General features: G+C 44.9%; 7 protein-coding genes and 4 tRNA genes. 1 reads left to right on the forward strand and 10 read right to left on the reverse strand.

Annotated elements, in window-relative coordinates:
- Positions 1–68: 68 nt before the first annotated feature.
- The 9 genes from DUN60_RS08320 to uvrY form a co-directional block, all read right to left on the reverse strand.
- On the reverse strand, positions 69–1319 hold the full coding sequence (locus tag DUN60_RS08320) for a carboxynorspermidine synthase (protein WP_102445385.1): 1251 nt from the start codon (positions 1317–1319) through the stop codon (positions 69–71).
- Positions 1320–1327: 8 nt separating this feature from the next.
- Positions 1328–4279, reverse strand: coding sequence for a pyridoxal phosphate-dependent class III aminotransferase (locus tag DUN60_RS08325; protein ID WP_208638338.1), 2952 nt, complete (start codon positions 4277–4279; stop codon positions 1328–1330).
- 860 nt (positions 4280–5139) lie between these two features.
- Positions 5140–5215, reverse strand: a tRNA-Gly gene (locus tag DUN60_RS08330).
- 36 nt (positions 5216–5251) lie between these two features.
- Positions 5252–5338, reverse strand: a tRNA-Leu gene (locus DUN60_RS08335).
- Between the two features lie 80 nt (positions 5339–5418).
- Positions 5419–5494: transfer RNA gene (locus DUN60_RS08340), tRNA-Gly, on the reverse strand.
- A gap of 37 nt (positions 5495–5531) precedes the next feature.
- Positions 5532–5605 (reverse strand) — tRNA-Cys (locus tag DUN60_RS08345).
- A 266-nt stretch (positions 5606–5871) separates the two neighbouring features.
- Positions 5872–6429 (reverse strand): CDP-diacylglycerol--glycerol-3-phosphate 3-phosphatidyltransferase, encoded by a 558-nt coding sequence (gene pgsA, locus DUN60_RS08350; protein WP_102434829.1) that lies wholly within the window; start codon positions 6427–6429, stop codon positions 5872–5874.
- A gap of 46 nt (positions 6430–6475) precedes the next feature.
- A complete protein-coding gene (gene uvrC, locus DUN60_RS08355) occupies positions 6476–8308 on the reverse strand; it encodes an excinuclease ABC subunit UvrC (RefSeq protein ID WP_102343902.1) in 1833 nt (610 codons plus the stop codon).
- Positions 8309–8323: 15 nt separating this feature from the next.
- Positions 8324–8968: a UvrY/SirA/GacA family response regulator transcription factor gene (gene uvrY, locus DUN60_RS08360; RefSeq protein ID WP_004729778.1), complete on the reverse strand. Its 645-nt coding sequence runs from the start codon at positions 8966–8968 to the stop codon at positions 8324–8326.
- 426 nt (positions 8969–9394) lie between these two features.
- Between uvrY and DUN60_RS08365 the strand changes: the two genes are divergently transcribed.
- Positions 9395–11758 carry a DNA polymerase II gene (locus tag DUN60_RS08365; RefSeq protein WP_017080969.1) on the forward strand — a complete coding sequence of 788 codons (2364 nt, stop codon included), beginning with the start codon at positions 9395–9397 and terminating at the stop codon, positions 11756–11758.
- A 133-nt stretch (positions 11759–11891) separates the two neighbouring features.
- Here the strand turns inward: DUN60_RS08365 and DUN60_RS08370 are convergent, their stop codons facing one another.
- The gene (locus DUN60_RS08370; RefSeq protein ID WP_004729780.1) at positions 11892–12659 is read right to left on the reverse strand and encodes a nucleotidyltransferase family protein; all 768 of its coding nucleotides are present in this window, start codon (positions 12657–12659) and stop codon (positions 11892–11894) included.
- Positions 12660–12728: the final 69 nt, after the last annotated feature.

The raw sequence follows: 12728 nt of genomic DNA on the forward strand, positions 1-12728 counted from the left end.
ACATCGTGCGGAGTTTACGAACGTAAATCAGCACGATGGATAACACGACAAGGGCAAAGAACCAGAAATTACTTCAAAGTATGGATCAGAGGCAGACCTTGCGTCGGCTCTAGCTCTTGAACGTGCCAATCTAGACCGATTTCAGGCATTGTTGCTAGGAACGGGTCTGGGTTTAACTGTTCCATGTTGAACACGCCTTTATCAGCCCATTCGCCACGGAAGAACTGAAGTGCAGCGGTAATTGCTGGAACACCTGTTGTGTAAGAGATCGCTTGGTGCTCTACGTCTTCGTAAGCCACTTCGTGGTCTGCGTTATTGTAGATGAATACGCTACGCTCTTTACCGTCTTTCTTACCTTGAACCCAAGTACCGATACACGTTAAACCTGTGTAACCCGGAGCTAGAGATGTTGGATCTGGTAGCAGCGCTTTAAGAACATGTAAGGGCTGAACCACAGTGCCGTCATGTAGCGTTAGCGGATCAGGGCTAAGAAGACCGATGTCACGCATGCAGTTGAAGTAGTTCAGGTATGCATCACCAAAGCCCATCCAAAATTCGATACGCTTAGCTGGGATGAACTCTTTCATTGAACGCACTTCATCGTGTGCCATTGAGTACACCTTGTGAGAGCCACAGTTAGGGAATTCAAACTCAAGCATACGAGAGTGACAAGGTACTTGTTTCCACTCTTCATTTTCCCAGTAGAAAGAATCGCCTTGGATCTCAAGCATGTTGGTTTCTGGGTCAAAGTTTGTCGCAAACTTCTTGCCGTGATCGCCAGCATTCACGTCCATCACGTCAATTGAGTCAATCTCATCGAACAAGTGCTTAACCGCGTACGCTGCAAAGATTGATACCACACCTGGATCGAAACCCGCGCCAAGAATACCTGTGATGCCCGCTTCAGCGAACTTCTCACGGTAGCCCCACTGCCAATCGTAAGCTTGTGGTACTTGTTGACCTTCAGAACATAGGTCAACCGCTACCGATGTATCTAGGTAAGAGACTTTAGATTGGTAACACGCTTCCATGATCGCCATGTTTACCCAAGGAGGACCAGCGTTGATAACTAGATCTGGCTTAACTTCTTTAATCAAAGCAACAAGCGCATCAACATCGTCAGCGTCTACTGAACGTGCTTCTAGTTTCTTAGTTGAATCTTTAAGGTTGTTTTTACCCTTGATAGATTCGATGATTTTTTCACACTTCGCGATTGTGCGAGAAGCGATCGTGATATCACCCAGTACTTCGTTATTTTGTGCTGCTTTATGTGCAACAACCCAACCGACGCCGCCTGCACCAATTTGTAGAATAGCCATAGTTTTAATTACCCTTGTTGTTCTGCTAGCTCAATAGCTAAAGTTTGAATTTTGTTAATTAGAGATTTGAAATCTGATGTCGTTAAGCACGGATTCAAGATAGTGAATTTCAGCGCACTTTTACCATCAACGACCGTTTCGCCAAGCACGGCAGCGCCACGAGTCAACGCCTCCAGTCTTAACGTCTGATTCAGTTTGTCTAAATCAAGAACACCGTTTGCTGACTGTCCATTACTAGGAACCGAACGGAACAGCACAGTCGAAAGAGACGGCTCAGCAAGCAGTTCAAAATCATCATGCTTCTGAATCAGATCGGCAACCTCAAGCGTCTGCTCTAGAAGGTGATCGTACATATCACCCAGTTGCTTTGGCCCAACGCTTTGCATAGTCATGAAGACTTTCAGTGCATCGAAACGCTTGGTGGTAGCGATAGACTTATCGACTAGATTTGGCAGCTCATCGTGCTCACGATTCAAGTAATCTGCGTGATGCAGCAGGTACTTAAAGTTCGCTTTGTCTTTGAGAAGCACAGCACCACAGCTGATTGTTTGGAAGAACAACTTGTGGAAATCAACGCTCACTGAGTCCGCTTTTTCGATGCCTTTCAGGCGAGCTTTATGACTACTTAAGATAAGCGCACCACCGTAAGCACTGTCGACATGGAACCAAAGATCTTGTTGGTTGGCGATGTCAGCTATCGCTTCCAGGTCATCAATAGCACCGTGATCGGTTGTACCCGCGGTACCGACAACAGCAAAAGGAATCAACCCTTGAGCTTTAAGCGCTTTCACTTCTGCGTCTAGCAAGTCTGGCTTGATAGTGCCGTTTGCATTGGTGTCAACACAACACACTGCCGCTTCGCCTAAACCCATTAAAGAGGCCGATTTTTGAACCGTGAAGTGAGATTTCTTTGAACATAAGATACGCAGTTTGCTCGCGTACTCTGGCAAACCTAACTTTTGGATTGAGTGGCCATCGTGCTTATCGGCAACCCAGTCTCTTGCTAGTAACAAGCCCATTAGGTTACTTTGCGTGCCGCCGCTGGTGAAAACACCGTCAGCTTGTGCGCCAAGTTGGTATTTGTCACACATCCAATCCACCACACGCTGCTCAACATAAGTCGCTGCAGATGCTTGGTCCCATGAATCCATCGATTGATTCAACGCCGCAATAATCGATTCCGCAGCAACAGAAGCCATAAGAGGAGGCGTGTGAAGGTGTGCAATACAGTCTGGGTGCTGTACAAAGATAGAGTTCGCTGCGACTAAGTCAGCCGTGCTGTCCACAACATCAACCAAAGCGTGTTGGTTGTTATCGAGATCGACAGCGTTGATAGCTGCTTCTAGCATTTTTGGATCTAAACCCGAATAAGGGGTTTCAACCTGTTCAAAAACCGCTTTCATCGCTTGAGTAGTTTGGTTCATCACGCTAGCAAATTCGTCGCTACCGCCTAAACCCGTCTGGATAAAATGCTTGTTCCATTCCTGATTTGATTCTTCGCTTTGTGTTTGGTCTTGTCGTAAACCACCACCCGCTGCGATGATCGCTTCTTCCATGACGCGCAATGCAAAGTCGATCTGCTCAAAAGAGATAATCATAGGTGGAAGGAAACGAATTACCGAACCATCACGACCACCCTTTTCGACCATCAAGCCGCGTTCTAACGCCGCTCGTTGAATCGCTAGGGTCAGTTCGCCGTCTGATTGCGGCTCGCCAAACTTGTTAAGCTCACCATTTGGTTGCTTGATCTCAGCGCCAAGCATCAAGCCTTTACCACGAACTTCAGCAATACAACTCACACGAGATTGAATCTTCTCGAGCCCATGACGTAAGTATTGGCCAGCAATGTTTGCGTGCTCAACTAAGCCATCTCGCTCGATGATTTCCAACGCTTTAGCGCCAGATACCATTGCCAACTGATTACCACGGAATGTGCCAGTGTGCTCACCCGCTTTCCAAGTATCGATGCTCTTATCGAATACAAGCAACGACATAGGCAGTCCACCACCAATCGCTTTAGACAAGCACAAGATATCAGGATTAACGCCTGACTCTTCAAACGCAAAGCGATGACCAGTTTTACCTACACCACACTGAATTTCATCAAAGATCAGTAGGATGCCGTGTTCATCACAGATGCGACGCAAGCCTTGTAGCCAAGATGCAGGAGCTGGAATCACACCGCCCTCACCTTGTACAGGCTCAACGATCATCGCAGCTGGTTTCATGATGCCAGATTCGTCATCATTCAACATACGTTCGATGTAACGAATGCTTGCGTTGGCACCTGCTTCACCACCAATGCCAAACGGGCAACGAAGGTTGTATGGGAAAGGCATGAAATGTACGTCAGACATTAAGCCGCTACGACGCTCTTTAGTGCCAAGGTTACCCATCATGCCCATGGTGCCGTTCGTCATGCCATGGTAAGCACCACGGAAAGCGAACATGGTGTTGCGACCTGTTGTTTGCTTGGCTAGCTTGATAGCCGCTTCCACAGCATCAGCGCCAGACGGGCCACAAAATTGAAGAACCGAGTTAGTTGAAAAATCTTGAGGGAGAAAAGCTTTAACTCGCTTGATAAACGTCTCTTTTGCTTGAGTCGTAATATCAAGTGTTTGGTATGGCAAACCTGAATCGAGTTGGTCTTTAAGTGCTTGGTTGATTTCAGGGTGGTTGTAACCCAAAGAAAGTGTACCGGCACCGGCTAAGCAATCGAGAAAGAGTTGGCCACGAGTATCTTCAACTAAAACACCACATGCTCTTTTTATAGCAATAGGTAGGCGTCTTGGGTATGAACGAACATCCGATTCATGCTGTTCTTGCTCAAGCAAAATAGCGTCGGGGGTTAGGTCGTAAGTTCCCTCAACGATAGGAACCATAGTTGAAAATGAATTTGCGATAGTATTAATATCGACTTCAAAGGCGGTAGTCATAAAAATCCCCTTGAATGTGTTCATACTCACCTCCATCAGACGCAATTGCACACCATCCCTCTATTGATTTAGAGAGAATTCATAGTGAAACACGCGTATTGTCTAGAAATGAGATATAGCTGTACGCTCGTATAAGTCAAATGACGAATACGAAATTAGGCCGTCTTAGGACAGCAAAAATTAGTTAGCGCTAGCTCAAGGTTCAGTAATGCTACTGTTTTGAAGAATTGGACATTTTTGCAGTATCGGACAGCTATGAAGAACTGGCCCTTTTGGAAATGCAGAGCTGATTAGCAATGTTGTTATTAGTGTATTCAATGTTGGGTTTCCCATTAGCATGGCGAATTGCGCCATAAGTATCCCGTCTATCAGCTAAAGGATTAGCCGATACCTACCCTACGTAATGTCCCAATCAGCAAGAATGGTCACTACGCGTATCCCCCAGAAGCTATCGCTGTTCTTTTTGAACATTGATCATTCCGAGATTGCGCGGGAAAGTAACATAAAGTGAAATGAACGATCAATAGTTTTCAATAATAGCTTGGTAAATAGCAGCAGTGATTCAAAAATTGCCGAAAATATCGTCAACTTATTTTTTAGTTAAGGAGATCCCCGGTTCGCTTGTTCCTCACGTCCGAGGATGACACACGGGTATACAAACGTTGCTAGTGAGGCTTTGAGATCTCAGCACCCTTTCGTCATACCCTAGTACGAGGAACGAGTTCATAGGGAATCTCGCTTTTAAAACGAAGTTAAAGGTATGAGAATTTGAGTATTTTATCGACCGTCTAGCCACGGGAGTCAAACAGGAAAAATGTGGGGTAATAAAATGTTGCACGGCAGAAACCAAAAAGCCCGAACATTTCTGTTCGGGCTTTTTAATTTGGAGCGATACATCGGGTTCGAACCGATGACCTCAACCTTGGCAAGGTTGCGCTCTACCAACTGAGCTAGTATCGCATTTGCTACATCCGTTAAGACGTAGACTTTAATAGATGGTGCCCCGGGCCGGACTTGAACCGGCACAGCGCGAACGCCGAGGGATTTTAAATCCCTTGTGTCTACCAATTCCACCACCAGGGCACGCAATTCTTTATTGCGATGCCGATTACTGAAAAGTAAAACACCATCTTAATGTCGAAGCCAATCAACATTACAAATTTTGGAGCGATACATCGGGTTCGAACCGATGACCTCAACCTTGGCAAGGTTGCGCTCTACCAACTGAGCTAGTATCGCATTTTCATTATTCTTCTTTCTAAAAAGAAAGAGATAATGGAGGCGCCTCCCGGAGTCGAACCGAGGTCCACGGATTTGCAATCCGCTGCATAGCCACTCTGCCAAGGCGCCTTAGTAACTCCAATCGAATCGCTTATTGCCATCCTCTTGGGTACGGGATGCATTCTACGGATTCGAGCGTTTGAGTCAATATTATTTTTGTATTTTTAATTCGTTTGAATAGATTTCATACGAAACAGGCTAAATAGCTGACTTTGTGTGCAAAGCACTTTGTGGACAGGCTATTCAAAGGAGATCTATATCACATTAGATATCCACTATTGATAACTTAACCTTAGGTTAAAGATCAAAAAAGCGAGCCTCAGCTCGCTTCTTCATCAATGGTGTTTTTCGTCTAACAAATCATCTTTGGCGGCCATCAAGTATTGCGCCATTGACCAGTAAGTAAGAACGGTTGCAACATAGAGTGCAATGTAACCTACCCATACCATCCAATCGTCGTATCTCCAGATAAGTACCCAAAGAGCGAACATCTGAGAAACGGTTTTGACTTTACCGACCCAAGATACCGCAACGCTTGCACGTTTACCGATTTCAGCCATCCATTCTCGAAGCGCTGAAATGATAATCTCACGAGCAATCATGGTCACCGCTGGAATAGTGATCCAAATCGAATGGTAATGCTCAGTCATCAAGATAAGAGCCGTCGCAACCAGCACTTTATCCGCTACAGGGTCAATAAAGGCACCGAAGCGAGACGTTTGCCCGAGCTTACGAGCCAGCATGCCATCTAGCCAGTCAGTAAAACCCGCTACCCAAAACACCATTGCAGCAGCAAAAGGAGCCCATTCATAAGGTAGGTAAAAAACAACAACGAATACTGGGATTAAAAATAGTCTCAGTAAGGACAAAATGTTAGGTATATTCAAACGCATATTATTAGGCTCTTATCAATTGCGCTTTAATGGTGCGGGATTTTTACTATTGTTTCAATGCTTGATAAATGTTTTCTGCCAAAGAATGACTAATGCCCGGCACTTTGGCTATTTCTTCGACAGTTGCACGCTTAAGTTCTTGTAAGCCACCCATATATTTCAACAAAGATTGACGACGTTTCGGTCCTACCCCTTCAATTCCTTCCAAAGCACTGGTTCGGCGAGTTTTACCACGTTTCGCTCTGTGCCCTGCTATCGCGTGATTATGACTTTCATCACGGATATGTTGGATAAGGTGCAACGCTGGTGCATCGCTTGGTAAGTTAAATTCCTCACCTTCAAGAGTCACTAAAGTTTCTAAACCCGGCTTACGGGTCACACCTTTCGCGATACCCATCATTCTTGGTCGGAATGGCCAATCACCCCAATATTGAGAAACAATCTCGTGAGCGCGATTCAGTTGCCCCTTACCACCGTCGATAAAGATGATGTCTGGGATCTTATCGACATCAAGTTGTTTGGAATACCGTTTCTCAAGGGCCTGAGCCATCGCCGCGTAATCATCACCTCCAGTAATACCGGTGATGTTGTAACGACGGTATTCCGGCTTAACAGGGCCTTCCTGATTGAACACCACACAAGACGCTATCGTACTTTCACCCATGGTATGACTGATATCGAAACATTCCATGCGCTTAATTGCATCCATCGACAACACTTCTTGAAGCTCTTTGAAGCGCTGATTGATGGTCATCTTATGATTAATCTTGGTAGTAATGGCCGTCAGTGCGTTGGTATTCGACAACTTAAGGTAACGACCACGAGTACCAGAAGGATTGGTATTGAAGTGAATCTTACGACCGGCAACTTCACACAAAGCTTCTTGAATCGGTGTGACATCTTCCATCAAGTCGGCATTAAGAATTAAACGCGTTGGGATGGTTCTTGCTTCATTATGCGCCAAATAATATTGGCTTAAAAAGCTCGAAAAGACCTCTTCTCGTACCGTATTGTTAGGAATTTTAGGGAAATGACTTCGACTACCCAAAACTTTGCCTTGGCGGATCATCAAGATATGGATACAAGCAACACCATTCTCTTGGGCAAATCCGAGGACGTCCATATCTTCCATAGAATCGTCAGATACGTATTGCTGTTCTTGTACACGTCGAATCGCTTGAATTTGATCGCGGAAAGCAGCGGCTTGCTCAAAACGAAGCTCTCGGCTTGCCTTGTCCATTTTGTCGATGAGTGTCTCAAGAACTAGCTTGTCTTTCCCTTGGAGGAATAAACGAACGTAGTCGATAAGCTCGCTGTACTCTTCATCAGAGATAATTGAGCTAACACAAGGCGCAGCACAACGACCAATCTGATACATCAAACACGGGCGCGTTCTGTTGGCATAAACCGTATCTTCACACTGACGAGCAGGAAAGATTTTCTGTATTAGGTGCAACGTCTCACGCACAGCGCCGGAATCAGGATAAGGACCAAAGTACTCTCCCTTTTTCTTCTTAGCACCACGATGCATCGACAAACGAGGATGTTTGTGACCGCTAATAAAAATATAGGGATACGACTTATCATCACGCAGAAGTACGTTGTATTTCGGTAGGTACTGCTTGATGTAGTTGTGCTCAAGGATAAGAGCTTCTGTTTCTGTATGCGTTACAGTGACATCGATTTTGTCGATATTGCTGACTAAAGCGCGCGTTTTTTCACTGTCGACTTTTTTACGGAAATAACTGGAAAGGCGTTTTTTGAGGTTCTTTGCTTTACCGACGTAGATAACAACAGCCTCGGCGTTATACATACGATAAACGCCGGGCTGTTCTGTTACTGTCTTGAGAAATGACACCGAGTCAAACAAGTTGGTCACTATACGATCTCAGTGTTAAAGGGTCTCAGTGTCTAACATTCCATGTCTAATCGCTAAATGCGTCAGCTCTACATCGCCACTGATATCCAATTTGCTGAACAAACGGTAGCGGTAACTGTTGACTGTTTTAGGACTTAGATTGAGTTGTTCTGAAATATCCGTCACTTTCTGACCTTTGGTAATCATCATCATGATTTGAAGTTCACGCTCAGATAAGTCTGCGAATGGATTTTCAGACGCAGGCGAGAATTGGCTCAAAGCCATCTGCTGCGCAATTTCTGGTGAAATGTATCTTTGGCCACTATTAACCACTCGAATTGCATTTACCATTTCATCCGGACCTGCCCCTTTAGTAAGGTAACCAGCAGCTCCAGCTTGCATCACTTTAGTTGGAAACGGATTTTCCGTATGAACAGTTAAAACGATGATTTTAACATCAGGGTTGAAACGCAAGATTTTCTTGGTTGCTTCTAAGCCACCAATACCAGGCATATTCATATCCATCAAAATAACGTCAGTATTATTAGTACGACACCATTTTGCAGCATCTTCACCGCTTTCAGCTTCCCCTGCTACGTTCATTCCACGGACGTCTTCAATAATACGTCGTATCCCTGTGCGAACCAGCTCGTGATCATCTACAAGGAAAACATTTATCAAACTTGTATCTCCACACTATTAATTGGCTCTGCAACCACTGTGTCATTTCATCTGTTTGAAACAATTGAACAAAGGAACAGTGGATCGCAGCATTGAGTACATCTTAACTTAATTACTAAAAAAAAGCTCTGTTGAATATGTGCTGAAACACGAACTTTAGCAAGTACTTATTAACAAATAAGCTAACTAAAACAACAAGCTTTTTCTAAAAATCAACCAGTTAAAACAACACCCAATAAAATTACACAAGATAAAGATATTTTCAATACCATTGAATAGCCATTCGCGACAATTTCACTTATTTGCTTATTGAGTCCCGTTATTTGCCTCTGTTAACTAGAATTTAGTTAGTATTTTGGTTGCCTATTGTGCGCAGAGAGCCGCTAGATGGTAGTATTCGATTCCCAATTTCAATAGGTTACTACATTGGATATTCAGCAAGGCTTTGTACTCACAAGACAAGCGAGAGACTTTTCAGGGCGTACCCAAATTGATTTGTGGTTAAGCTCTCCTCAAGGCCCAACTCTGCTGACGATTCAAAATGAAAAACCTGTATTTTTCGTCGCTCAATCTGATGTTGAAGAATGTCAGGCTATCGCAGCGAAAGAGTCGATCGATTGCCAATTCAAGTCTCTAGAACTAGCCACATTCGATCAAACTCCTCTCGCCGCATGTTACACCTCACTGTCGAGAAGTAGCTTTGGTTTAGCACAAGCCTTTCACAGCGAAGAGATTCAGACCTTTGAAAGCGATATTCGACTCGCCGATCGATATCTAATGGAACGCTTTATCAAAGGCAGCATTGAGTTCACTGGGACTGCCGTGCAAAAAAGTCAGCATCTTAGAGTCTCCAATGCAAAATGCAGAGCGGGCGATTACTTACCCAGTTTATCTGTGGTTTCACTTGATATTGAATGCTCAGAAAAAGGCGTGCTTTATTCCATTGGCTTAGACAGCCCGATGGACAGCCGAGTCATCATGGTCGGCGAACCACAAGAGGCTGACACAAACGTCCAATGGGTCCCTAATGAGAAAGCTCTACTCGAGGCGATGATTAGATGGTTTTCTGAATTTGACCCCGACATCATCATCGGATGGAATGTCATTGATTTCGATTTTAGGCTGCTGCACAAACGTTCAGAATGGAACGAAGTCAAGCTCAATATTGGTAGAGACAATCAACCAAGCTTTTTCCGTAGTTCTGCACAAAACCAGCAAGGCTTTATCACTATCCCAGGCCGCGTTGTGTTGGATGGCATTGACATGCTCAAGACAGCGACCTACCACTTCCGCTCTTGGTCTCTTGAATCGGTATCTCAAGAGCTACTCGGCGAAGGTAAAGACATCCATAACGTTCACGACCGCATGGATGAGATAAACCGGATGTTTAAGTTCGATAAGCCTTCGCTTGCCAAGTACAACCTTCAAGACTGCGTGCTAGTAAATCGCATCTTCGAACACACTCACCTACTCGATTTCGCGATTGAGCGCTCTCGATTAACCGGTGTCGAGCTGGATCGTGTTGGTGGCTCTGTTGCGGCTTTTACTAATTTATACATGCCTCAAATACACCGAGCAGGTTACGTCGCGCCTAATTTAGAGCCCGAGAACTGGATTGCCAGCCCCGGTGGCTACGTGATGGATTCCATTCCTAACCTATACGACTCGGTTTTGGTACTCGATTTTAAGAGCCTTTACCCATCGATCATTCGCTCTTTCTTAATTGACCCGATGGGGTTAATTGAAGGGTTAAAGTTAGAGTTAGGCTCTGAAGAAGACCAAGCAGTGGCAGGGTTTCGTGGCGGTCAGTTCCACCGCTCTAAGCACTTTCTACCAGAGATGATCGAAAACCTGTGGGCAGCACGTGACGTTGCAAAGAAGAACAACGAAAAAGCGTTCTCTCAAGCGATTAAGATCATCATGAACTCCTTCTATGGTGTGCTTGGCTCTTCTGGCTGTCGCTTCTTCGATACCCGTTTGGCCTCATCGATCACTATGCGTGGGCACGAGATCATGAAGCAAACCAAGGTTCTAATCGAGGATAAAGGTTATCAAGTAATTTACGGAGATACCGATTCAACCTTCGTATCGCTAAACGGCAGTTACGATCAACAAAAAGCAGATGAGATCGGGAACGCACTGGTCGCTTACATCAACGATTGGTGGACAAATCACTTAAAAGAAACCTACAACCTAACCTCAATACTCGAACTGGAATACGAAACTCACTATCGCAAGTTTCTAATGCCGACCATTAGAGGTTCAGAAACCGGCTCGAAGAAACGCTATGCAGGCTTGATCAATCAAGGCGACCAAGAGAAGATCATCTTTAAAGGGCTTGAAAGTGCGCGAACCGATTGGACACCTCTCGCGCAACAATTCCAACAAACCCTGTATGAGATGGTGTTTCACGACCAAGATCCAACGGACTATGTCAGACAGTTTGTCGATGAAACCGCTGCTGGTAAACACGATGATTTACTGGTGTACCAGAAGCGTTTGCGCCGCAAACTACACGAGTATCAAAAAAACATTCCGCCACAGGTTCGCGCAGCTCGTCTGGCCGATGAGATAAATGCCAAACTTGGTCGCCCGCTTCAATACCAAAACAAAGGGCGTATTGAATATTTGATTACACTGAGTGGCCCTGAGCCAAAGGAGTACTTGAAGAGTGGTATCGATTATCAGCATTACATCGACAAACAAATCAAACCGGTTGCAGAAGCTATCTTGCCCTTCATCGGTTTAGATTTTGAACGAGTCAGCGGGCAGCAGCTAGGTCTGTTCTAGATTGAACCCTCTTTTCTAGGCGACATTAGACTCGAGGTATCTATTAAAACTCGAGCCAGGCATCAACACGAAAAAAGCAGAGGAGTTCATAACTCGCTCTGCTTTTTCATATCAATGGATAGCTTACGAACCCCTACCCGATTCGAAACTCAGTTTTCTGATACTGCTTAACCAGCCACTCGCCAAAGCCATCAAGAATCCCTATCACCGAACGTTTAGGAATCGGTCTACCAGAAAGTAAAATGCCTAACCTTTGGATTTCGACGTCTTTATCTGGGTGATACTTCAAGAACTGTTGACCACACTCTATTGGGTCATCGAACCAATATTTGTCACGATACATCACCAAAGAGTAACTCGCTCGCAGTAGCTTTTTAGCAATGATCACCTGTGCTGCAACTTGTTGTTCTGGCGTTGTTGCTCGGGCGATCTTATTGCGATACACCGCTAACCAGTTTTCCGCATCCATATTCCAGTGCTTAGCGATTTCCCAACTTGTTTCAAAATCACCATAACAATCCGATAAATCTTCACCATGCACGCACACAGCTAAATGCTTGAGCATAAAGCCCCACGTGAATATGTTGTCGAAATCAACGATCTCGCTCACCAAGGTAGTTTTAATCGCCACTTGAGTGACCTGCGGGAAGCTCTTTTGAAAACGCCATTTGATGGTATTCAGCAGCGTGGTTCGTTGATCTGGGAAAGGACGATGGGTAACCACAACCACATCTAGATTCGAGCGACCGACGACGGCTTGTTTGCGTGCCACACTGCCATAAACATAGACACTGTGTAGATTGGATCCTAACCCACCTTTTAAAAAGGTAATCAGATCGTTAACCACAGGTTGGAATTCAGGTTGAAATGGCTGTGTTGGGTCAATAACAGGTAGCTGCATAGGTCGTTTCGGTAAATAAAATAATGATTTAACTGTCTCTCTATGATCGCTTAGGTGACTTTATGATTC

This window comes from Vibrio splendidus, from assembly GCF_003345295.1.
GTDB classification, from domain to species: Bacteria; Pseudomonadota; Gammaproteobacteria; order Enterobacterales; family Vibrionaceae; genus Vibrio; species Vibrio splendidus_K.